The organism is Klebsiella sp. WP8-S18-ESBL-06, assembly GCF_014169755.1.
In the GTDB taxonomy this organism is placed as follows: Bacteria; Pseudomonadota; Gammaproteobacteria; order Enterobacterales; family Enterobacteriaceae; genus Kluyvera; species Kluyvera ascorbata_B.
Genome location: NZ_AP022256.1, coordinates 3341475 through 3364460, shown reverse-complemented (window position 1 = coordinate 3364460; position 22986 = coordinate 3341475). Strand labels below are relative to the sequence as shown.

Below are 22986 nucleotides of genomic sequence, written 5' to 3'. Positions count from 1 at the left end.
TTAGCACGGGAATTCGGCATAGGGCGCGAGATAACCGTGTGGATCCGTTTTCCGGCAGTAGGCCTTAATGGGTAATGGATCTTCGGCACGCATCTGCCAGATAGCGAGCCATTGCAGCATTGTTGAGCGCACGTCGCTCAGCGTCGGGTCGTTCCAACGGTTATGTAGCTCAAAGGGATCGTCAGCAATGTTAAACAGGCGAAACTCGCCGGTCATGCTGGCGAACAGTGACCAGTCGCCGCTGCGAATTTTGCGATGTCGACCGCTTTGCGTGATGGCATTCAGTTCATCAAGCCGCGGTATGTTCTCGCCATCATCCCACATAATGCCCGGATGCGAGTGCATTGGAATATCGTCGGCGGTGTAGGGCAGCCCGCCAAATCCCTGCTCGATATAGACGCTGGCAAACTCGGCTTCCGGCCATGACTCACCGCGCAGCATCGGCAGCAGGCTGCGTCCCTGCACGCTCAGCGGCAGCGGCTGGGCCATAGCTTCGCAGAAGGTGGGCATCATATCCGCTAATGAGACAAAAGCGTGTTGTCGCTGCTGTACGATGCCGTCACCGCTCACGATCAGCGGAATGCGGGCAAGCATCTCCGGTATCTCCGCGCCTTTACGCAACAGACCAAATGCGCCGACATAATCGCCGTGATCGGCGGTTATGACCAATAAGCGCGCACGTTGCTGGTGGCGGTGAGCCAATCCTTCATGCAGCCGTTTTACCTGATCGTCAATCAGTCGCAGCATACCGCAGTAGTTAGCGCGCGCCCGTGCGATGTGATGATCGTAATTTGGGTCCGACTCAACGCCAATGTCGTGCAGGTAGTGCCAGGCAAAAGATTGGTTGGCCCGATCGTTGGCGTCTGGGAAAAGCGGCGGCAGGCTGTCGGGGGGAAACAGCGAAAACCACGGTTCCGGCACCTGGTAAGGGTTGTGCGGTTCGGGGAAGGAGACAACCAGCAGCAGCGGTTTATCCGCCGGTTGCTGGTTGGCCCACGCCAGCGCCCGTGACACGATACGGAATTGGTTTTGCTCTTCGACCGGGAACGGCGTGGCCTGGATGGCAGTGCGGTGGCGCAGGTCGTGCAGCCACTGTTCAAAAGCGGTCCATTCACTCTCGGGCACCACGCGGCCTTCGTGTGAAAACTCATCCCAATAGTCGACGTCGCTGGTCGACAGCCAGGTATGGTTTTTCCCGACCATCGCGGTGGCGTAGCCCGCGCGACGCGCGACGGCAAACAGGTTTTCACCCGGCACCGCCAGCTCCGCCGCCGAGTTTTCTACCACCCGATGCGCCGATGGATAGCGGCCAGTAAACAGGCTGGTGCGCGCCGGGCAGCACAGCGGGGCGGTAGTGTAGGCGCGGTCAAAACAGGCACCGTCCTGCGCCAGCGCATCCATAAACGGGGTGGTGTCGAGGGGGAAACCTTCTCGCGCGCAGTGATCGGCACGCTGCTGATCGGTGATGACCAGCACAATATCAGGACGTTCATTATGCGCCATGGTGGCTCCTTTGGTAGTCGGTGGCGGTATCGCGACGCACGCTGGGACGCATGGCAATGCCGCACAGTGCGGAAAGTGCGCAGACAACGGTGAGTACCAGCGCCAGCACGTAAGCATTACCGTCGGCCCAGATAAGAAGGGTCAGGCAGGCGGCTGGGGTCAGGCCGCCGATAATGGCAGACACCTGATACACCAGCGAGACGCCGGTGTAGCGCACCTCCACCGGGAAAATATCAGCGAGGAACGCCGACTGAACGGCAAACGGCATCATGTTGCAGATACGCATGATGATGACACCCAGCACCATCACCGGCACGATTTGGGTGTTGAGCATGGCGAACATAGGCAGCATCGACAGCGCAACCAGCACCATGCCCAGAACGAAAATACGTTTGCGCCCCACGCGGTCAGAAATTTTGCCCGTAATCAGCATGAGCGGGATGGCAATCAACGTGGGGACCAGCGTGGCGACAAGGCCAATGGAGTTACTCATGTGCAAATAGGTGGCGACGTAGGCGATGACTACTGAACCGGCCACGTTGCCGGAAATGGCATCGGAGGCGCGGGCGCCAAGCCCTAGCAGCAGCGCTTTCCAGTGATGGCGTAGCACCGCCATGACCGGGCTTTTTTCGACCTTATTTTCTTTAACCAGCCGGGAAAAATCACCGGTTTCCTCCATGCGGACGCGGACAACCATCGCGTACACCAGCAGGATAGCGGACAGCAAAAACGGCACGCGCCACAGCCAGGCGGCGAACAGCCCATCACCGGCGAAGTAGGTGCAGCAGAGCACCAGAATGGTCCCTAACGCGCCGCCCACCGGGTTGCCGAGCTGGGGAATCGCACCATAGAAGCCGCGCTGGGATTCCGGAACCGATTCGATGGTGGCCAGCGCCGCGCCAGCGTATTCACCGCCGAGGCCAACACCCTGCAGGATTCGGCAGATAATCAGGATAACCGGCGCGGCGGTGCCGATTTGCGCGTAGCTCGGCAGGCAGCCGATAATCAGCGTCGGAATGCCCATAATCAGCATGGTGGCGACCAACAGCTTTTTACGCCCGACGCGGTCGCCGAAATGGCCGAAGATTACCGCGCCCAGCGGGCGCGCAACGTAGCCCATCGCCACCGTTACCAGCGAGGAGAGCGTGCTGACGGCGGCGCTTTGTTCCGGGAAAAACACCTGATTAAAGACCAGCGTCGAAACGGTGGTATACAGCACGAAGTCATACCATTCGAAGGTTGAACCAAGAAAGCTCGCTAGCACGGTGCGTTTTGCGGCAGCGGACAGGCGGCCTGAAGCAGCGGAATTCATAATCAATCCTTTCGTCCCCGATGGGGGCGCGGTGAGAAAAGCAAAATGAATGAAGCGGTGATTCAGATGTTGGGAAGGATGTTGTGTAGGCCCGATAAGGCGCAGTGCCCCCGGTAAATCGGCGCAAGATTCGCGGATGGCGGTTTTGCCTTACCAGGCCTACGACAACAAGGGTTTTGGGCGGATGACGTGCATCCGCCCCGTCGCGCTTAACGCATAATGCGGCGCAAAATGCGGTTAGCCTGTTCCTCAAAGTTGCTGGCGGCCTGATCGATCGTCGCCTTACCGTAGTCGATGCTTTGCAGCGCGGCGCTGAACTGCGCGCCAAACTGCGGATCTTCCAGATAAGGCAGCGCTTTCGATTTGTTTGGCAACGATGCGGACTGAAGCAGGCCCGAAATCACTGGGTCGTCGTCGGTCAGCAGGCCCGCTTCACGCAGAATCGTTTCGCCAGCCTTGCTCAGCGGCACGCCACGCTCCAGCGCCACGGGGATGACGCCGTCTTTTTCGCTCATCAGGAAGTTAATCAACATGGCCGCTTCCTGGGGATGGCGGGTGTTTTTGCTCACCGAGAACATCAGCGCCGTTTTATGGAACTGACCGGCATCTTTGGCGCCTTCACGCATTGGGTAGGGCCCCATCACCAGATCCGACGGATTCGGCAAATTCTGCGACTCGGCGGTATACAGCACGTTCCAGTTGTAGACGCCGCCCCACTCTCCGTTAATCCACGGTTTCATCTCGTAGGCTACGCCTTTACCAAACGAGGCCATGGTGCGGGCATCCGGCACCGCGTGGGCGTCAACCAGCTTACGGTAGAAGGTGAACGCTTCTACCAGATCGGCGTGGCTCCAGCCGAGCTTGCGGGTTTTTTCATCCACCATCGGTTTCTGATTACCCTGATAAACGTAGGAGTTCAGCAGCAGCAGCGCGTCCTGTTCGGTCAGAATGAGCGGGAAGTAGTTATCGCCCAGCTTCTCTTTGAATACCGGACCGGCTTTCAGCAGCTCGTCCCAGGTTTGCGGGAGCGCAACGCCGGCTTTTTTCCAGGTGGCGGCGTTGTAGTAAAAGAGCATCACGTTAGCGGAAATCGGAATCGCGTTTACCTTGCCGTCGACCGTGGTGCTGGCCAGTGACTCGGGGGAAAACTGGTCAAGGCCGATGGGTTTACTGAGCTTATTCAGATCGTAAAAGCCGTCGCCGGTTTTCGACAGCAGCGTCAGCCAGTTCCAGTTGGTCTGGATAACGTCGGCTTCGGTATTGCTGTTGATCTGCGTTGTCAGACGCGAGTAGAAACCGTCCCAGCCGGTGTATTCCGCCTTCACTTTGATGTTGGGATATTGGGCTTCAAAGGCTTCCAGCGCTTTTAAGGTTGCCTGGTTACGGGCTTTGCCGCCCCACCAGGCAAAACGGAGTTCCACCTGATCGGCGCTGTGCGCAATCGGCATCGCGGCGAAACTGCAGCAGGCAAGCAGGAACAAAACAGACTTTTTCATGGATGAATCCTCCGTGTTCAACGAGTTAGTGTTGCTGCCGACGCCAGGTTGTTAAGCCTTTTACCAGCCGCATCTCCTGTTCGCACCACGGCTTACCTTCTGGCGTCAGCACGTCGTGGAACCAGAGCGACTGCGGGTCCGGGTGGTTTTTATTGACGCTGGTCCACGGGATCCAGGTCTGGGTGCGGCCCTGTACCAGACCCCACTGATAGCAGCCAGCAGCAAAGGCGCAAAACAGCGGTAGCTGTTCGCTGAAGACGCAGTCCATATGGCGAGCCAGCCACTCTGTGCACAGGATGGGACGATTGCGCGCCGTCAGGCTTTCCAGCACGCTGAGCTGACGAGCGGCGGTGTTGTAGTTGTGGTAGGTGATGATGTCTGACAAATCCATGGCGGCCGCGTCGATCGGGTGTTCCAGCGTGCCGTATTTTTCATGGTCGATGTGCCATGCGCCGACGGTCAGCGGCTGAGTCGGGCCGACTTCACGCGCCCAGCCGAAAGTCGCGGTCATTAGCTCCAGCGCGAAGGTTTCCAGCGCTTCGTCATACTCCATCGATTCCGTCGGCGACAGGTTGATGCCGCGGTTGCCCGGTTCGTTGTAAAGATCCCAAATGGTGATGCGGTCATCGTCTTTGAAGCGGGTCAGGACGTCGCGCACGTAGGCTTCTACGCGCGGCCACTGGGCGGGGTCCATCACAATAGCGCGCCCCGGGCTGGCGGCCGCCTGGCTGTTATGTACGCCGTCACGCGGCGGTTTTTGCGGCCCGAGGTACGGCTCGTCACCGGAAAAACCACAGTCGTCCATCAGCGTTAGCATCACCTGAATATTGTGCTTTGCCGCCACGCTGAGGAAGGTGTCGATGCGCGCCAGCAGGCCGTCGCGATCGGCCTCCCAGACGATAAACGGCAGGTTGGTGCGTAGCGCGTTGTAGCCATAGTCATGCGCCCAGCCCAGTTCCTGGTCGATCGTGGCAATATCAAAGGTCTCCGCCTGCCACATTTCGGTCCAGTTTACCGCGCTGCGCGGGAGGTAGTTGAAGCCACAGGCCCAGCCATGCTGTTGAAACCATGCTTGCGCCTGAGATTCGGTCCATTGCGAATGCATTTCTGTATCTCCATCACTAATAATTATTAGCTAATATTTATTAACTGACGAGAGATACGCAATCCCAAAGCTGCCAATATGCTGGGGCGTTCACAAAAAAACCGTTGGGTAACTGTGCTATAGTCGGCGACGTCAAGGAGTAATCATGCAGAAAAAAAATAAGATAACGATGAGTGATATCGCCAGGGAAGCCGGTGTCTCGCAGGCGACCGTTTCGCTGGTGCTCAACAATAGCCGCGCCATTCGCCTGAGCGACGCCACGCGCGAGCGGGTATATGCCGCCGCGCAGGCGCTGGGCTATCAGAAGATTATCGTGCCGCACCGTCAGGACGGGCAGGAAGAGATAGCCATGCTGCTGTGCGGGATGCCGAACTATGACCCGTTCGTTGACGCCATTAGCGAAGCCAGCAGCACCGCCTGGCAGCGGGATACGCTGCTGAGCGTGTACGACTATGGCGACGATATGGAGCTGGCTGCGCAGATTCTGCGCCAGCTTGATCGACGCAACTGCGCAGGTGTGATTCTGGCCAGCTCCGTGACGCGCGCGTTTGATTTTTCACCCTTTGAACCGTTGCTGAATAAGCCGGTGGTGCTGCTGAATCAGTACGATCCTCATCGTCCGCTGCTGCCGACCTTTTTGCCGGACGATCGGGCTAACGCCTGCCAGACGGTCAACCATCTGCTGGCGCAGGGTGTGACGCGTATCGCCCACATCATGGGCGATGAGTGGATGGACGCCAGCGTGCTGCGTCTGGAAGGCTATCGTCAAACGCTGGAACAGGCGGGGATCGCGGTCGATGAGGCGCTCATCAAACAAACCGACTGGTCGCTGGACGCGACCTTTAAAGCCACGCTGGAGCTGATGCGTCTGCCGCAGCCGCCGCAGGCGATTTTCTGTGCCAGCGACTGGATGACGCTGGGCTGCTACCAGGCGCTGGCCACCTTAAACGTGTCGATTCCGGGAGACGTGCTGGTGTGCGGTTATGACGATCAGCGCATTGCGCACCAGCTGACGCCAGCGTTAACCAGCGTGCAGCTGGCTTATAATGAACTGGGCAGAATGGCGGTGAGTTACCTGTGCGAGGGCGACGATACCGCCGCGCACATCCGGCTGGTGGGGAAATTACAGGTGCGTGGCAGCAGCCAGCGCACCTGAGGGGCTAGCTGACCGGAATCATCACCACCTCGCGGAACGCCGGGCGCTCGGCGAGCTGCTGATACCAGCGGGTGAGATGCGGGCGCGGCTGCCAGGTGTTGACCGTTTCCAGCAGGTTATAGACGAACGGCGCGACGGCAATATCGCCCACGCCAAAGCGGTCGCCAGACAGCCAGCGCTGCCCGGCTAGCGTGTTGTCGAGTATCGCTAGCAGCGGCTCGCAGGCGACGATCGCGCCCTCAATCTCCGCCATGTTGCGCTGCTCGGCGGGGGTTCTCACCAGCCCGATGAGAATCTTACGGTGCACCGGCGACAGCGTCTCGTTGGCCCAGTCCATCCATTTTTCGCTTTTGGCGCGCGCGATCGGTTTGCTCTGCCACAGCCTGTCCGCGCCATACTGTGCCGCCAGATAACGCACGATGGAATTGGACTCCCACAGCACGTCTTCGCCGTCCTTTAGCATCGGCACCAGGCCGTTCGGGTTGAGCGCCAGGTAGGCCGCGTCGCGGTTCACGCCAAAGCCCTGGCCCGCCATAATCTGCTCGTAGGGCAGGTCGAGCTCGGCCAGCGTCCAGCGTACTTTCTTCACGTTTGTTGAATTATTTCTTCCCCACAGCGTAACCATAGTCACTCCCGTTTTTTTCGCGAAAGTTCAATGTGAGCCAAAGTTAACGCTTACGCAATCTTGATCAAAAAAAATGTCAGGTTTTAAGCACAAGCCGGGGATCTTGCGTAAACTTAAAAAACTTTACCAACTCACTGTTTCTTTGAGAGAGTTTCTACGCTATTACTCACGGCCTGGTGCAACACGGTACTGTCGTGGCGTGTTTTTGGGAATGGATACTTGGGTGGCTTCTATGATGTGTAACGCTAACGCCTTTCGCAGCCTGATGGCAGGCTCTGTGCTTTTACTTTTGGTCGCGCCGATAGCGCAGGCGGCAGAGCAGCTTCCTGATGCTCCGGCCATCGATGCCAGGGCGTGGATTTTAATGGATTACGCCAGCGGTAAGGTGCTGACGGAAGGCAATGCCGATGAAAAACTGGATCCGGCCAGTCTGACAAAAATCATGACCAGCTACGTCGTCGGCCAGGCGCTGAAGGCGAATAAAATCAAGCTGACCGATATGGTGACCGTGGGCCGCGACGCATGGGCCACCGGCAACCCGGCGCTGCGCGGGTCATCGGTGATGTTCCTCAAGCCCGGTGAACAGGTTTCCGTTGAGAACCTGAATAAAGGGGTGATCATTCAGTCGGGTAACGATGCCAGTATTGCCATCGCTGACTACGTCGCCGGCAGTCAGGACTCTTTCGTTAGCCTGATGAACGGCTATGCGCAAAAAATCGGCCTGACCAATACCACCTTTAAAACCGTGCATGGCCTGGATGCCCCGGGGCAGTACAGTACGGCGCGTGATATGGCATTGCTGACCAAAGCGATGATTCACGATGTGCCGGAAGAGTACGCGGTACACAAAGAGAAAGAGTTCACCTTTAACAATATCCGCCAGCCGAACCGCAACCGCCTGTTGTGGAGCAGCAACCTTAACGTCGACGGGGTGAAAACCGGCACGACGGCCGGGGCAGGGTATAACCTGGTCTCGTCGGCTACTCAGGGCGATATGCGGCTGATTGCCGTGGTGCTGGGCACCAAGAGCGATCGCGTGCGCTTTAACGAATCGGAAAAACTGCTGACCTGGGGCTTCCGCTTCTATGAAACCGTCACCCCAATTAAACCAGATGCCACGTTCGTCAGCCAGCGCGTGTGGTTTGGCGATAAGAGCGAAGTGAATCTGGGCGCCGGTGAAGGCGGTTCAGTGACCATTCCGAAAGGCCAGTTGAAAAACCTGAAGGCCAGCTTTGCGTTGACCCAGCCTCAGTTGACGGCGCCGTTAACCAAAGGTCAGGTGGTCGGGACCATTGACTTTAAACTCAACGACAAAACCATCGAGCAGCGCCCGCTGATCGTGATGGAAGCGGTCGAAGAGGGTGGTTTCTTCAGTCGTATGGTGGATTTCGTGTTGATGAAATTCCACGACTGGTTTGGCAGCTGGTTCGCTTAATTGCCGACTAATACAGCAGCGAGATTTGCTGCTGTTTCGCCAGCGTCACCAGCTCGTCGTCCGGGCAGATGTCGCTGGCAATCACATCAAAGCGCGTTAGGTCGCCCATGCGGGCGGGGCGTACTTTGCCAAATTTGCTGTGATCCGCCACCAGCACGTGATAGCGCGACTGGCGCATCGCCCAGTGCTTCACCGGCAGCTCTTCAAGGTTAAAACAGGTTGCCCCCATCTCAATGTCGATACCCGCCGCAGAGTAGTAGGCGATGTCCGGACACAGGTGCGACAGCGTATCTTGCTCGCTGATCGGTTTGAAAATGGCGTTGCTGGCGTGAAACTCACCGCCGCAGAGAATCGGCCGGCAGTGAGGTTTATCCTGTAGCGCAAGGAACGTGTTCAGCGAGTAGCACACGGCGGTAAAGGGCAGGTCATTATCAATGGCGTCGATGATCCACGGCGTGGTTGTACCGCAGTCAAAAAACGCCATCTGGTGCGCTTTTAACAGCTTTGCCGCATGACGCGCCGCCAGCTTCTTTTCTTCGACCAACCGCGTTTTCTGGTCGCTGAGCAGGTAGTGCGGCACGCTGCGTGGTTCCAGCACCACGTAACCACCCAGCAGAACCACCGGGCCGCTCTCGCTGTTCAGATCGCGACGAATGGTCATTTCCGACACGCCAAGCAGTGCCGCCGCTTCTTTAAGATGCAGCTTGTCGCTACGTTTCAGTGCCTGAATCAGTTGACCAATTCGCTCGTCGCGTCGTGTTTCCATAGTGCCTCTGATGGACGTGTCCCGGCAAAAAGGCCGGGGTTCAGCGCGCTATTTTACCTGCGTGCGCGGTGCTAGTCACGTACCCAGCCTTTACGAATTGGCAGGGAGAACACCAGACGATAAATCTGCTGCAAACGCGGGTAAACCGCCGCGCCGATGTACTGCCAGAGCATTTGTGCCACCAGGCAGCCAACGAGGCCGCTGAGGAAACCGCCCAGCATATCCATTGGCCAGTGCACGCCGAGGTAGACGCGAGACCAGGCAATGGCCATGCCAATGGCCATCAGCACCAGGCCAGACCACAGTCGATGCCAGAACAGGAACGCCAGCGCGAAGGTGAAAATGACCGTGCCGTGATCGCTGGGGAAAGAGTTGTCGGGCGCATGATGCAGGAACGTGTGGCCGACGTTCGCCACAAAAGGACGGGCGTGCGGGAACAGCTGCCCCATTGTCCAGGACAGCGTCAGGCTGACGGCGATAGCCAGTGCTACCTTGACCACCAGGTGCCGCTGGGCGTGGACCTGCTTACGTTCTCCCCACAGCCACATGGCGGCGGCGAGCAGCGGGACAATCAGAATCAGATCCTGTGCGATAAAGGTCGCTAATGCTATCTCCCAAGCCGCAGAGGCGGGCGTGGCGTTGATCAGCAAAAACAGCGTGTTATTCAGGTTTTCCAGCATAACGTTCCGGCTTTATAGATGACGGTTTGATGACAGCTACCTTAAAAATCCTTTTCCGGACGGTAAAGCGGCATTGTCTGAATCGCGCTACCGTCGTGCAAGTGACTGATATTAAGGTGGCGTATGGCGTGGGTACAGTATAGCGTGCGCTACCTTAAGCCAATCTTAACAACATCAATTTGTGCGAAATCGTTAATTGACGTGATAATTAACTATCACCACTACTGTGCATTGATTAAACTTGCGCGTTTTTATAATGGTTACGAGTCATCTATGGATACTTCCTCTCCTTCCCGGAAACGCTTAGGGCGCAAGGCGATTCTGTTTCCGCTTTGCCTCGTGCTCTATGAATTTTCCACTTATATCGCTAACGATATGATTCAGCCCGGAATGCTGGCGGTGGTGAAAGAATTCAACGCCGGCGACGAGTGGGTGCCGACGTCCATGACCGCCTATCTCGCGGGCGGCATGTTTCTGCAATGGCTGCTGGGGCCGCTGTCCGACAGGATTGGCCGCCGCCCGGTGATGTTGGCCGGGGTCATCTGGTTTATCGTGACTTGCCTGGCCACCCTGATGGTGCAAAATATTGAACAGTTCACCTTCCTGCGTTTTTTACAGGGCGTCAGCCTGTGCTTTATTGGCGCGGTAGGGTATGCAGCGATTCAGGAATCTTTTGACGAAGCCACCTGTATAAAAATCACCGCGCTGATGGCTAACGTTGCGCTGATTGCGCCTCTGCTGGGGCCGCTGGTGGGGGCCGCGTGGATTCACGTAGCGCGCTGGGAGAGCATGTTTGTGCTCTTCGCGGTACTGGCGGTCATCGCCTATGTGGGGTTGCATAAAGAGATGCCGGAAACGGCGACCCGCATTGGTGAGAAGCTGTCGATTAAAGAACTGGGGCGCGACTATCGCGAAGTGCTCAAAAACGGCCGCTTCGTGGCCGGAGCGCTGGCAACGGGGTTTGTCAGCCTGCCGCTGCTGGCGTGGATTGCGCAATCTCCGGTTATTATTATCAGTGGCGAACAGGCCAGCAGCTATGAATACGGGCTGCTGCAGGTGCCGATTTTTGGCGCGTTGATCCTGGGCAATCTGGTGCTGGCACGGTTGACCTCACGCCGTACGGTACGTGCGTTGATCATCGCCGGCGGCTACCCGATTATGTTTGGCCTGCTGCTGGCCTCCGTTGCGACGGCGGCGTCGTCCCACGCTTACCTGTGGATGACCGCTGGGCTGAGCTTCTACGCCTTCGGGATTGGCCTCGCGAACGCCGGGCTAGTGCGTCTGACGCTATTTGCCAGTGAGATGAGTAAAGGAACGGTGTCGGCGGCAATGGGCATGCTGCAAATGCTGATCTTTACCGTAGGGATTGAGCTGAGTAAGCATTGCTATCTGCTGGGCGGCATTGGCTTATTCAGCCTGTTTAATCTGGCGGGTGGCATACTGTGGCTAGTGTTGATGGTGATGTTCCTGCGGGATAAAACCGTCGGCAGCGGCTTACAGCCAGGATAATAGTCCGGCCGGATAAAGTAACGCCGCCATCCGGCAGCCGGAATGAAATGGCCCGATAGCGCTTTGCTTATCGGGCCTGGCGTTGGGTCAGGCAAACGGCGCTTCGCCTTTCAGTACCTTATCGATAATGGCCAGTACGCCTTCCTCGTTATTGTGCGGTGCAGCATAACCGGCAACGGCCTTCACCGCGTCGGCCGCGTTGGCCATCGCGAACCCGAAGCCGGCCTGGCTTACCATCTCGATATCGTTGCAGCTGTCGCCAAACGCCACGACTTCATCGTCGCGGATCCCCCAGCGCGCCTGCAGCAGGCTCAGGCCGTGGGCTTTATGTACGCCCGGCATGATCAGATCGATACTGCCGTGACCGGTGGTGACCGCGGTGAGCATATGGCCGAGCTGGTTATCAAGCAGCACCTGCATTTGCGGCACCTTGTCGTCCGGAATATTGAGGGCGAACTTGAGGATGGTGTCATTAAGGCTATCGAAATTCTCCACCCGTTCCAGACGGTGATAGTAGTGGGCCGCGATATCATGGAAGCGCGCATCATACTGTTTCAGTGTGTAGGCACTCTGTTTTCCGCAGGCGATAATCTCGATTTCCGGACGCGTTTGCAGGAACGCTACGATCTGCTGGAAACGATCGCGCGGCATGTCGCAGTTAAAGATATCTTCACCGGCATCCCGTACCCAGCCGCCGTTCTCAGCGACGAACGCGATTTCACCGGCGATCTCCGGGAAGAACGACGCTAATTGATAGTACTGGTTGCCGCTCGCGACCACGAAGCGAATCTGCTGCGCTTTCATCTGCGCATACTGCTGAAGAAAACGCGCGCGGTTATAGGTTTTTTTGTCGCTTAAAAACGTGCCATCCATGTCGACAGCGATCAGTTTAACGCTCATCAATGACTCTCCATTACAACGCGGGGCTCGGGTTTGGCCACCGCTTTCGCCACCAGAGCGGCAATCAGAACCAGCGACAGTACGGCCAGCATGGCGCTACGCAGGCCGTAATGTTCGCCAAGGAAGCCGAGCAGCGGCGGCCCGACCAGGAACGCCAGATAGCCGGTGGTGGCGACCACGCTGACGCGGGTAGGCGCATCCGGGCCGGTATCGCTGGCGGCGGAAATGGTTAGCGGGAAGCCAAGCGAGGCGCCCAGCCCCCAGAGGATCACCGAGACGCCGGCAACCCAGGCGCTGTCGATAAAGATAATCAGCGCGATGCCCAGCGCTCCCATCAGCGCGCTGGCGCGCACGACGGTGACGCGGCTGTAGCGGTCGATAAACCAGCCGCCGGTAAAGCGTCCCACGGTCATCCCCAGCGTGAAGCCCGCGTAAATCAGCGAGCCGGAGGCAGGGCTAAAGCCGTGACCGTCAACCATCAGCAGCGGCAGCCAGTCGTTGGCCGAACCTTCGGCGAAGGCCATTGCCAGCACCACCACGCCAATCAACATCAGCTGCATATCGCGCCAGAAGGGCACGCCTTTTTCCTGATGCTGCGCGTCTTCAGCGACGTTTTTGCCGGTGCCGTCGGGAATGGCCTTGATGGCAATAGCGATGGGGGCGATTCCCACCAGCGCCGCCAGCAATATATGCCACATTGCCGGCAACCCGAAGGCGGTAACCGCCATACCGACGCCCGCGCCGACCAGCGTACCGAAGCTGTAAAAGCCGTGCATCATGGGGAGCACGGTTTTTTTCATCTCGCGCTCGACGGCCGCGCCTTCCACGTTGATGGCCACCTCCGCCGAACCGAAGCTGGCGCCAAAAATGGCGAGCCCCACGGCGAAGATCCACGCTGAAGCTTCATGTAGCGCCAGGCTTAAAATCATCATTCCGAAGATAGCGCATGACATGGTGGTACGAATAACCGCCCGGGTCCCGAATCGTTTCACTAAAAACGCCGAACAAAGGATGCCGCTCATTGAACCAATCGACAGGCCAAACAGCACGATGCCCATTTCGGCGGTAGAAACGGACAAAATATCGCGGATCGCCGGCGTACGCGTGGCCCACGATGCCATTAATAAACCGGGTAAAAAGAAGAACATAAACAGCGCCCACATGCGCAGCTGCAGGGTTTTACGGGAGGTTAAGGTTGTCATCCATTCGCATCGGGTCGGAAAGTGTGCAGACAACACTAACAAGGTTGTGTACATTTGTACATAATCAGAAAGAGGAGAATTATGGCTCGCCGACCGAACGACCCGCAGCGCCGGGAGCGCATCCTTGACGCCACGCTTGAGACCATCGCAACCCATGGGATCAGTGCGGTTACGCACCGAAAAATCGCGACCTGTGCCGACGTGCCGCTGGGCTCGATGACCTATTATTTTGACGGCATCGATGCGCTGCTGGGTGAAGCATTCCGCACGTTTACCGAGCGAATGTCAGAAGAGTACAGCGCCTTTTTTGCCCGCGTAGAGACGCCCGCCGATGCCTGTGATGCCGTGGCCGAGCTGATTTTCACCAGCCAGGTGACCACCCCCAGAAATATGACCCTGATGTACCAGCTTTACGCGCTGGCAAGCAGTACGCCATCGATGAAAGCGATTATGCAAAATTGGATGCAGCGCAGCCAGCAGACGCTGGCGCAGTGGTTCGATCCGGTAACCGCCCGCGCGCTGGACGCATTTATTGAAGGGATGACGCTGCATCTGGTCACCGACCGCCAGCCGCTGGCGCGCGAGGATATTCGCAAAATGGTCGGGCGTATTGCCGGAGAGAGTTAAGGCGCGCCGTCGGCAACAAAATGTGAGCATCGTGCCCTGTGCGGCATCAACCTGCAACATAAGACAACGCGTGATTGTGACGTTCTTAATCCGTATGAATTAAGGGAAAGAGGATCCGCGCGATGGGCGAAGGGGTGTTTTTAACTTATTGATAGTTAGATTGTTGGTGAAATTCAGGCAACAAAAAACCCATCAACCTTGAACCAAAGATGGCGGGGTTGATGGGCTCCACAAAATGGGGACATCAAAGAAAAGCAGTGGCACTAATTAAGACTCGCACCCTGATAAAAAGTTCTGCATTGCGCAAAAATATTTTTCTTTTCTTTGTTTTTGTGGTCAGGGCTAGCCCCCAAGCCCTGGCCAGATAATGATGATAAGCGTACCGGCAAGCGTTAATAACACGTTGGCTATCGCGTAAGTGCCCGCGTAGCCGAGCGCCGGGATGTTGCTGCGCGCGGTGTCGCTGATGATTTCCATCGCCGGGGCGCAGGTGCGCGCGCCCATGATGGCACCGAACAGCAGCGCGCGGTTCATGCGCAGCACGTAGGCGCCAAACAGGAAGCAGATAACGACCGGGATCAGGCTGACAAACAGACCCGCCACCAGCATCTGGCCGCCAACGACGCCGAGACTTTTGCCGATGCCGCCGCCTGCGCTCAGGCCAACGCCCGCCATAAAGACCATCAGGCCGAACTCTTTGACCATGTTCAGCGCGCCCTGCGGAATGTAGCCGAAGGTCGGGTGGTTGGCGCGCAGGAAGCCGAGCATGATACCTGCGAACAGCAGCCCGGCGGCGTTACCGATGCCGAAGTTAAAGTTGCTGAACTGGAAGGTGATCATGCCGATCATCAGGCCGACGATAAAGAAGGCACAGAAGGCCAGCAGATCGGTCACCTGGCTGTGGATGGACACAAAGCCGATGCGATCGGCAACGGTTTTCACGCGGCGCGCGTCGCCGCTCACCTGCAGCACGTCACCTTTGTTGAGCACGATGTTGTCGTCGATCGGCATTTCAATCTGGCTGCGAATCACGCGGTTAAGGAAGCAGCCGTGGTCGGTCAGCTTCAGCTGCGCCAGGCGACGGCCCACCACATTGTGGTTTTTCACCACGATCTCTTCGGTAACGATGCGCATATCCAGCAGGTCGCGGTCGAAGACCTCTTTACCGTTACGGAAGCTGGGGTCCAGGCGCGCGTGCGCGTCAGGGTAGCCCACCAGCGAAATTTCATCGCCCATTTGCAGCACCGCATCGCCGTCGGGGTTGGCGAGAATGCCGTTGCGGCGGATACGTTCGATATAGCAGCCGGTCTGGCGATAGATGCCCAGCTCGCGCAGATTTTTACCGTCAGCCCACGCCACCAGCTCCGGCCCCACGCGGTAGGCGCGGATGACCGGCAGATACACTTTACGATTGGTGTCGGTGTCCAGGCCGCGCTCGCGGGCGATTTGCTGGGCGCTGGTCTGCAGATCCTGATGCTGGAACTTCGGCATATAGCGGGCGGCAACGATCAGGCTGACGAGGCCAATCAGGTAGGTCAGCGCATAACCAAGGCTCAGGTGATCCTGTGCCTGGGCCAGCAGAGTACCTTCCATGCCGGAGTGGCGTAGGGTATCGCCCGCGCCCACCAGTACCGGGGTTGAGGTCATTGAACCAGCGAGCAGACCCGCCGTCAGGCCGATATCCCAGCCGAAGAGTTTACCCAGCCCCAGCGCAATCAGCAGCGCGCTGCCGACCATCACCAGGCCCAGCATCAGATAATTTTTGCCGTCGCGGAAGAAAATAGAAAAAAAGTTCGGTCCGGCTTCGACGCCGACGCAGAAAATAAACAGCATAAAGCCCAGATTCAGCGCGTCGGTGTTAATACTGAAATGCTGCTGCCCTAATAACAGCGAGACCACTAAAACGCCAATGGAATTACCAAGTTGGATGGAGCCAAGACGTAATTTGCCAAGACAAAGCCCCAGCGCTAATACCACGAATAATAACAGGATGTAATTCCCGTTTAACAAATCTGCGACGTTTATATTCACGGAATCTAACTTATCGTTTACCAGTAACGTGTTGAAAGAAATGGCTATTTGGTCTACCTTTGGACCAAGGGCGGTGGTAGGCTTGCTGCTATCCTGTACCCAAAAAATAACCAGAAAATAGCGTTCAGTAGTTTAATCGTTCCTGATCGTTACGGCTAGCAACAATCGCTTTTAGCACCGAAGTGTTTTGGCAAGGAAAGCCAGAAACTTTATCTGACTGGGCGTCCGTAAGGGCGATAAATGGAGTTTGATAGAGAATTTTTCAGGAGATGCGTGTGAGGAATGAACGCGGTTGGGCAGGTATAATCTGCTGCTTTTTACTCTTTATAGTGGTTTTCTTTTCACTGGTTCTGCACGTGAAGGGTGCCTTTCGCGCATCCGGAAATCCTGAACTGGGCCTGCTGTTTTTTATTATTCCTGGCGCCGTGTCGAGCTTTATCTCTCCGCGTCAGCGGGTAATGCTGCCGCTGGTGGGGGCCATTCTGGCAGCACCCATTTGTCTGGTGTTGACGCGACTGTTTTTCGATAACGGCGGGTCGTTCTGGCAGGAGCTGGCGTGGCTTTTCAGCGCTGTTTTCTGGTGTGCGCTTGGCGCGCTGTGCTATCTGTTTGTCAGCTCAATGCTGCACGACAAGCGACGGGAAAACAAACGCCCGCTGTAGGCGCGGGCGTCGTGGTGTTATCGGCAGAGCGAATCAGGCAAACAGGCCGAGATTCTCTTTCGCCCAGGCTTCAAAATCCGTGCAGCCGCCGATGTGTTTCTGGTCGACGAAAATCTGTGGCACGGTTTCCACCGGTTTACCCACGGTTTTTTCCAGATCGGCTTTGGTGATGCCTTCCGCGTGAATGTCTACGTAACGGTAGTTAAAATCGTCGCGTTCCTGGGTCAATTTCTCCGCCAGCTCTTTTGCACGAACGCAGTAAGGGCAGCCCGGACGACCAAAAATTACGGTAAACATAGTGTCTCTCCTCAAACGAGCGGAATAATCAACGTGCCTGTCGGCGAATGGCGCTTATGATGCCGCGCTCAGCAGCGGAGGGAAAGAAGGTTCTGCCTGTTACTCTGATTCATTCAGGCTATGTTTGGCTAATTATTTTTCCCCGGCTTGCCGTTATACTCGACGTAAATTGGCAAGATAAAAACGCGAAAGGTTCACAGGAGAAGAGGCATGCGTACGCTGGGAGCACTACCGAAAAGCGTATTGATACTGGAGGCCATCGGGATGGTGGTACTGGCGGTGGCCTGGCTATCGCTCAATCAGTACATTACGCTGCCGACGCCGTTGGCCAGCCCGCTGGCGGCGGTGATCATGATCTTCATTGGCATTGCGCTGATGCTGCCCGCCGCTGGCGTTCTGTTTTTGGGGATTGCCCGTGCCGCAGCGCCGCAGCTGATGAATCCTGGTTCCGCGCGAAAAAAGGAAAAAAATGATGACACCGACGATTGAAGTTCTGCTCAACCACCGCTCTATCCGTCAGTTTACCGACGAGCCCATCAGCGATGAACAGCGTGCGGCGATTATCGACAGCGCGCGGGCAACGTCCAGCTCCAGCTTTTTGCAGTGCACTTCTATTATCCGCATTACGGATAAAGCGATGCGCGAGCAACTGGTTGGCCTAACCGGCGGGCAGGCGCACGTGGCGCAGGCGGCCGAGTTTTGGGTGTTCTGCGCCGACTTTAACCGCCATTTGCAGATTTTACCTGACGCACAGCTGGGCCTGGCTGAGCAACTGCTGCTGGGCGTTGTTGATACCGCGCTGATGGCGCAAAACGCGCTTACTGCGGCGGAGTCCCTGGGGCTGGGCGGCGTGTACATCGGCGGCCTGCGCAACAATATTGAAACGGTTACCGCGCTGCTTAAGCTGCCAAAACATGTGCTGCCGCTGTTTGGTCTGTGCCTGGGCTGGCCGGCCAGCAACCCGGATCTCAAGCCGCGCCTGCCTGCCGCGCTGCTGGTGCATGAAAATCACTATCAGCCGATGGACCGTGAGGTGTTGGCGCAGTACGACGAAGATCTTGCCCGGTACTATTTGTCCCGCAGCACCAATGCCCGCCGCGACACCTGGAGCGACCATATTCGCCGTACGCTTATCAAAGAGAGCCGCCCGTTTATTCTGGATTATCTGCACCAGCAGGGGTTTGCTACGCGCTGATTTATCCTGCCCGATGGCGCTTCGTTTTTCGGGCCTGCAAGAGAAGGCACGGCCGGGTATGCACTGTGCTACCCGGTGGCGCAAATGCCAGAATCTGTGTCTGGACGCAAGCATTCATCGATGTGAAAGCGGTATGATACGCTGATTTTTAAGCGGCTTTTTTGGAGAGGTAAAGGGTGAAAATCGCCATTTTGTCCCGGGATGGAACGCTCTACTCGTGCAAGCGTTTGCGTGAGGCCGCCCAACGTCGCGGCCATATTGTTGACATCCTCGACCCGCTGTCGTGCTACATGAACATCAACCCGTCGGCGTCATCGATTCATTACAAAGGCCGCCAGCTGCCGCATTACGACGCGGTGATTCCCCGTATTGGCTCGGCGATTACCTACTACGGTATGGCGGCGCTACGGCAGTTTGAAATGCTGGGCAGCTATCCGCTCAACGAATCGGTGGCGATTACCCGCGCCCGCGATAAGCTGCGATCGTTGCAGCTGCTGGCGCGCCAGGGGATCGATCTTCCCGTCACCGGCATCGCCCATTCGCCGGACGACACCAGCGATCTGATCGACATGGTCGGCGGCGCGCCGCTGGTGGTGAAGCTGGTCGAGGGGACGCAGGGCATCGGCGTCGTGCTGGCCGAAACCCGTCAGGCGGCGGAGAGCGTGATCGACGCCTTTCGCGGTCTGAATGCGCATATCCTGGTGCAGGAGTACATCAAAGAAGCCAAAGGGCGTGATATCCGCTGCCTGGTGGTGGGCGATCGGGTCGTTGCCGCGATTGAGCGCCGGGCGAAGGAGGGCGATTTCCGCTCTAACCTGCACCGCGGCGGCGTGGCGACGGTCGCCGACATTACGCCTGCCGAGCGCGAGGTGGCCATTAAAGCCGCTCAGACGCTTGGCCTCGACGTGGCTGGGGTGGATATCCTGCGGGCGAAACGCGGGCCGCTGGTGATGGAGGTTAACGCGTCGCCGGGGCTGGAAGGGGTGGAAACCACGACCGGTATTGATGTCGCCGGTAAGATGATCGACTGGATCGAGCGTCAGGCCCACCCCGGTTTTTGCCTGAAAATCGGCGGCTAGTGCGGCTTTCGTAGTATGTAACGCTTTTTTTGCGTAAGCTATACATCATCTCGTCTGATACCGGGCGCTGCCCGGTAGCATGTTTTTTCTGGAATGTTACTTTACCGCATGAGGTCATAGGCAATATGGATTCTCTCGTCGTCCCGAGTCTGGATACGTTACGTCAGTGGCTCGACGAAATGGGCATGAGCTTTTTTGAGTGCGACACCTGCCAGGCGCTGCACCTGCCGCATATGCAAAATTTTGATGGTGTCTTTGATGCCAAAATTGACCTCATTGATAACGTCGTGCTTTTCTCGGCGCTGGCCGAGGTCAAACCGTCGGCGCTGCTGGCGCTGGGGGCCGATCTCTCTGCCATCAATGCCAGCTCGCTGACCGTCAAAGCGTTTCTGGATATGCAGGATGATAATCTGCCGAAGCTGGTCGTTTGCCAGTCGTTGTCCGCCTCGGTGGGCGTGAGCTTTGAGCAGTTTGCGGCCTTTGTGCAGCAAAGCGAAGAGCAGGTTTCGATGGTGATTCTTGAGGCTTCCGCCCAGCAGCTGCTGTATAAGCCGGAAGAGGAAGAGCTGCCGCCGGAAGATATCCAATACCATTTTCTTCACTAATCCTCCCCGCTAAATAGCGCAGTCACTGCCACGGTGGCTGCGTATTACATGCATTTATTCTACTCTTAACCTCTTTTTAAAGATTCTTTCACTACCTGATTGGCGCTTTTGGCTTATCGGATAGAGTGATCTTGCATAAAAAATTGATAAAAGGCGTTTTTTACACTGACCTATAGCCTCCGGACCGGGCTACAGTTATTCTTGCGACATATCGGTGCACCCCCTAATTATTGCCAGTAATAATCATAGTTGGCGAGAATTTTGCATCGATAGCGCGAGCAATGACTGCAGGGGAGCCCGGTCTCTTCTCTTTCATGCAGTACGAAAAAATATGCATGATTTCTGCATACTCTAAATTGCGTATATTTAGTCCGTTTGTTAACGGGCGCTGAGAAGGATAAGAGATATGGCCGCCTTAAATAAAAAATGGTTAACAGGTCTGGTGACGGGTGCGCTGATGGCTGCCTCGGCAAGCGTGCTCGCTGCAGAACAAAAAACGCTGCATGTCTATAACTGGTCCGACTATATTGCGCCGGATACCGTGGCGAATTTTGAAAAAGAGACCGGGATTAAAGTCGTATACGACGTCTTCGACTCCAACGAAGTACTGGAAGGTAAACTGATGGCGGGTAGCACCGGTTTTGATCTGGTGGTGCCGTCGGCAAGCTTCCTGGAACGCCAGCTCACCGCCGGCGTGTTCCAGCCGCTGGATAAGAGCAAGCTGCCAAACTGGAAAAACCTCGATCCGGACGTGCTGAAGCTGGTGGCGAAGCATGACCCGGACAACAAATATGCGATGCCTTACCTGTGGGCGACCACCGGTATTGGCTACAACGTCGATAAAGTCAAAGCCGTGCTCGGCAAAGACGCGCCGCTGAATAGCTGGGATCTGGTGATGAAGCCGGAAAACCTGGAAAAACTGAAGAGCTGCGGCGTCTCCTTCCTCGATGCGCCGGAAGAAATTTTTGCCACCGTGCTGAACTACCTGGGCAAAGATCCTAACAGCATGAAGGCCGATGATTACACCGGCCCGGCGACCGACCTGCTGCTGAAGCTGCGCCCGAACATTCGCTACTTCCACTCCTCACAGTACATTAACGATCTGGCCAACGGTGATATTTGCGTGGCGATCGGCTGGGCGGGCGACGTCTGGCAAGCAGCGAACCGCGCGAAAGAAGCGAAGAACGGCGTCAACGTTTCTTACTTCATTCCAAAAGAAGGGGCGCTGGCGTTCTTCGATGTCTTCGCGATGCCTGCTGATGCGAAAAACAAAGACGAAGCCTATCAGTTCCTCAACTATCTGATGCGTCCGGACGTGATTGCCCACATCAGCGACCATGTGTTCTATGCCAACGGCAACAAAGCATCAACGCCGCTGGTCAGCGCCGAAATTCGCGATAATCCGGCGATTTATCCGCCGGCTGACGTCTTCGCCAAGCTGTTCACGCTGAAAGTCCAGGATCCTAAAATCGACCGCGTCAGAACGCGTGCGTGGACCAAAGTGAAAAGCGGGAAATAATCCTTCACCTTGCTGGTGAGGGTATTGCACCGGGGCAGTGCAGCTGCCCCAATCTGGACGCCTGCCGGACGGCGGGTGTCCAGGGGTTGATATGACAACCGGGTCATATTGATATTCGTATTTTGCCGGAGAGCACCAGATTGAACGACGCTATTCCCCGCCCACAGGCGAAAACCCGCAAAGCGCTGACCCCGCTGCTGGAAATCCGTAATCTGACCAAATCCTTCGACGGCCAGCACGCCGTAGACGACGTTAACCTCACGATTTATAAAGGCGAAATTTTTGCGCTGCTGGGCGCATCTGGCTGCGGCAAGTCAACCCTGCTGCGCATGCTGGCGGGTTTTGAGCAGCCGACCGCCGGGCAGATTATGCTCGATGGCGTCGATCTGGCGCAGGTGCCGCCGTATCTGCGGCCAATTAACATGATGTTCCAGTCCTACGCGCTGTTTCCGCACATGACCGTTGAGCAGAACATTGCCTTTGGCCTGAAGCAGGATAAGCTGCCGAAAGCGGAAATTAACGCCCGCGTCGCCGAAATGCTGGCGCTGGTGCATATGCAGGAATTTGCGAAGCGCAAGCCGCATCAGCTTTCCGGCGGCCAGCGTCAGCGCGTGGCGCTGGCGCGAAGCCTCGCTAAGCGTCCGAAGCTGCTGCTGCTGGATGAACCGATGGGCGCGTTGGACAAAAAGCTGCGCGACCGGATGCAGCTGGAAGTGGTGGATATTCTTGAACGCGTGGGCGTGACCTGCGTGATGGTGACCCACGACCAGGAAGAAGCCATGACCATGGCCGGACGTATCGCCATTATGAACCGCGGCAAGTTTGTCCAGATTGGTGAACCGGAAGAGATTTACGAACACCCGACGACCCGCTACAGCGCGGAGTTTATCGGCTCGGTCAACGTCTTTGAAGGGCTGCTTAAACGGCGCGACGAAGATGGTCTGATCATTGAGTCGCCGGGGCTGGTGCATCCGCTGAAGGTTGACCCTGACGCTTCCGTAGTGGACAACGTACCGGTGTACGTCGCCCTGCGCCCGGAAAAAATCATGCTCTGCGAAGACCCACCGGCGGACGGCTACAACTTTGCCGTCGGGGAAGTTGAGCACATTGCCTACCTCGGCGATCTCTCCATTTATCATGTCCGCCTGAAAAGCGGCCAGATGATCAGCGCGCAGCTGCAAAACGCCCACCGTTACCAGAAAGGCTTACCGACCTGGGGCGATGAGGTACGTTTGTGCTGGGATGCTGACAGCTGCGTGGTGTTGACGGTTTAGGAGGGGCT

Annotated in this window: 22 protein-coding genes; 11 read left to right on the top strand and 11 right to left on the bottom strand. The window is 57.0% G+C overall.

Annotated elements, in window-relative coordinates; translation table 11 throughout:
• The 4 genes from H7R76_RS16105 to H7R76_RS16090 all read right to left on the bottom strand — a co-directional run bounded on the left by H7R76_RS16105 (window position 1) and on the right by H7R76_RS16090 (window position 5416).
• The gene (locus tag H7R76_RS16105) at window positions 1-1503 is read right to left on the bottom strand and encodes a sulfatase-like hydrolase/transferase (RefSeq protein ID WP_182965798.1); all 1503 of its coding nucleotides are present in this window, start codon (window positions 1501-1503) and stop codon (window positions 1-3) included.
• A complete protein-coding gene (locus H7R76_RS16100) occupies window positions 1493-2815 on the bottom strand; it encodes an MFS transporter (protein WP_182965797.1) in 1323 nt (440 codons plus the stop codon). Before H7R76_RS16100 ends, H7R76_RS16105 begins: the two co-directional genes overlap by 11 nt.
• Window positions 2816-3024: 209 nt before the next feature.
• On the bottom strand, window positions 3025-4311 hold the full coding sequence (locus tag H7R76_RS16095) for an ABC transporter substrate-binding protein (protein ID WP_106924514.1): 1287 nt from the start codon (window positions 4309-4311) through the stop codon (window positions 3025-3027).
• Between the two features lie 25 nt (window positions 4312-4336).
• Window positions 4337-5416 (bottom strand): cellulase family glycosylhydrolase, encoded by a 1080-nt coding sequence (locus tag H7R76_RS16090; RefSeq protein ID WP_182965795.1) that lies wholly within the window; start codon window positions 5414-5416, stop codon window positions 4337-4339.
• A gap of 145 nt (window positions 5417-5561) precedes the next feature.
• Here H7R76_RS16090 and H7R76_RS16085 point away from each other — a divergent pair, with 145 nt between their 5' ends.
• Entirely contained in the window at window positions 5562-6572 is a 1011-nt protein-coding gene (locus H7R76_RS16085) for a LacI family DNA-binding transcriptional regulator (protein WP_106924512.1), read from the top strand.
• 4 nt (window positions 6573-6576) lie between these two features.
• On the opposite strand, the gene H7R76_RS16080 is transcribed toward H7R76_RS16085, so the two are convergent.
• Window positions 6577-7197 (bottom strand): glutathione S-transferase family protein, encoded by a 621-nt coding sequence (locus H7R76_RS16080; RefSeq protein ID WP_106924511.1) that lies wholly within the window; start codon window positions 7195-7197, stop codon window positions 6577-6579.
• A 232-nt stretch (window positions 7198-7429) separates the two neighbouring features.
• Here H7R76_RS16080 and dacC point away from each other — a divergent pair, with 232 nt between their 5' ends.
• Complete coding sequence (dacC, locus tag H7R76_RS16075) at window positions 7430-8632, top strand: serine-type D-Ala-D-Ala carboxypeptidase (protein WP_106924510.1); 1203 nt, start codon at window positions 7430-7432, stop codon at window positions 8630-8632.
• Window positions 8633-8639: 7 nt separating this feature from the next.
• Here dacC and deoR read toward each other — a convergent pair whose 3' ends face one another.
• Both deoR and ybjG read right to left on the bottom strand, forming a co-directional pair.
• Window positions 8640-9398 (bottom strand): DNA-binding transcriptional repressor DeoR, encoded by a 759-nt coding sequence (gene deoR, locus H7R76_RS16070; protein WP_182965793.1) that lies wholly within the window; start codon window positions 9396-9398, stop codon window positions 8640-8642.
• Between the two features lie 71 nt (window positions 9399-9469).
• Entirely contained in the window at window positions 9470-10078 is a 609-nt protein-coding gene (gene ybjG, locus H7R76_RS16065; RefSeq protein ID WP_182965791.1) for an undecaprenyl-diphosphate phosphatase, read from the bottom strand.
• A 273-nt stretch (window positions 10079-10351) separates the two neighbouring features.
• Here ybjG and H7R76_RS16060 point away from each other — a divergent pair, with 273 nt between their 5' ends.
• Entirely contained in the window at window positions 10352-11587 is a 1236-nt protein-coding gene (locus tag H7R76_RS16060; protein WP_182965789.1) for an MFS transporter, read from the top strand.
• A gap of 87 nt (window positions 11588-11674) precedes the next feature.
• Here the strand turns inward: H7R76_RS16060 and H7R76_RS16055 are convergent, their stop codons facing one another.
• Together H7R76_RS16055 and H7R76_RS16050 are read right to left on the bottom strand one after the other, a co-directional pair.
• Window positions 11675-12487 (bottom strand): Cof-type HAD-IIB family hydrolase, encoded by an 813-nt coding sequence (locus tag H7R76_RS16055; protein WP_182934691.1) that lies wholly within the window; start codon window positions 12485-12487, stop codon window positions 11675-11677.
• A complete protein-coding gene (locus H7R76_RS16050; protein WP_182965786.1) occupies window positions 12487-13689 on the bottom strand; it encodes an MFS transporter in 1203 nt (400 codons plus the stop codon). Before H7R76_RS16050 ends, H7R76_RS16055 begins: the two co-directional genes overlap by 1 nt.
• 81 nt (window positions 13690-13770) lie before the next feature.
• On the opposite strand from H7R76_RS16050, the gene H7R76_RS16045 reads away from it, so the two are divergent.
• A complete protein-coding gene (locus H7R76_RS16045) occupies window positions 13771-14316 on the top strand; it encodes a TetR/AcrR family transcriptional regulator (protein ID WP_106924505.1) in 546 nt (181 codons plus the stop codon).
• Window positions 14317-14658: 342 nt separating this feature from the next.
• On the opposite strand, the gene H7R76_RS16040 is transcribed toward H7R76_RS16045, so the two are convergent.
• Entirely contained in the window at window positions 14659-16347 is a 1689-nt protein-coding gene (locus H7R76_RS16040) for an aspartate:alanine antiporter (protein WP_106924504.1), read from the bottom strand.
• A 275-nt stretch (window positions 16348-16622) separates the two neighbouring features.
• Between H7R76_RS16040 and H7R76_RS16035 the strand changes: the two genes are divergently transcribed.
• The gene (locus H7R76_RS16035; RefSeq protein ID WP_106924503.1) at window positions 16623-17009 is read left to right on the top strand and encodes an inner membrane protein YbjM; all 387 of its coding nucleotides are present in this window, start codon (window positions 16623-16625) and stop codon (window positions 17007-17009) included.
• Window positions 17010-17042: 33 nt separating this feature from the next.
• Here H7R76_RS16035 and H7R76_RS16030 read toward each other — a convergent pair whose 3' ends face one another.
• Window positions 17043-17306, bottom strand: coding sequence for a GrxA family glutaredoxin (locus H7R76_RS16030; protein WP_035894505.1), 264 nt, complete (start codon window positions 17304-17306; stop codon window positions 17043-17045).
• Window positions 17307-17516: 210 nt separating this feature from the next.
• On the opposite strand from H7R76_RS16030, the gene H7R76_RS16025 reads away from it, so the two are divergent.
• The 6 genes from H7R76_RS16025 to potG all read left to right on the top strand — a co-directional run bounded on the left by H7R76_RS16025 (window position 17517) and on the right by potG (window position 22978).
• On the top strand, window positions 17517-17795 hold the full coding sequence (locus H7R76_RS16025) for a DUF1418 family protein (protein ID WP_106924502.1): 279 nt from the start codon (window positions 17517-17519) through the stop codon (window positions 17793-17795).
• A complete protein-coding gene (nfsA, locus tag H7R76_RS16020; protein WP_106924501.1) occupies window positions 17779-18501 on the top strand; it encodes an oxygen-insensitive NADPH nitroreductase in 723 nt (240 codons plus the stop codon). The genes H7R76_RS16025 and nfsA overlap by 17 nt, the downstream gene beginning before the upstream one ends.
• A gap of 176 nt (window positions 18502-18677) precedes the next feature.
• Complete coding sequence (gene rimK, locus H7R76_RS16015; protein WP_106924500.1) at window positions 18678-19580, top strand: 30S ribosomal protein S6--L-glutamate ligase; 903 nt, start codon at window positions 18678-18680, stop codon at window positions 19578-19580.
• 125 nt (window positions 19581-19705) lie between these two features.
• Complete coding sequence (locus H7R76_RS16010) at window positions 19706-20185, top strand: type III secretion system chaperone family protein (RefSeq protein ID WP_182929219.1); 480 nt, start codon at window positions 19706-19708, stop codon at window positions 20183-20185.
• Between the two features lie 406 nt (window positions 20186-20591).
• Window positions 20592-21704, top strand: coding sequence for a spermidine/putrescine ABC transporter substrate-binding protein PotF (potF, locus tag H7R76_RS16005; RefSeq protein ID WP_106924498.1), 1113 nt, complete (start codon window positions 20592-20594; stop codon window positions 21702-21704).
• 140 nt (window positions 21705-21844) lie between these two features.
• Window positions 21845-22978, top strand: coding sequence for a putrescine ABC transporter ATP-binding subunit PotG (gene potG, locus H7R76_RS16000; RefSeq protein ID WP_106924497.1), 1134 nt, complete (start codon window positions 21845-21847; stop codon window positions 22976-22978).
• Window positions 22979-22986: the final 8 nt, after the last annotated feature.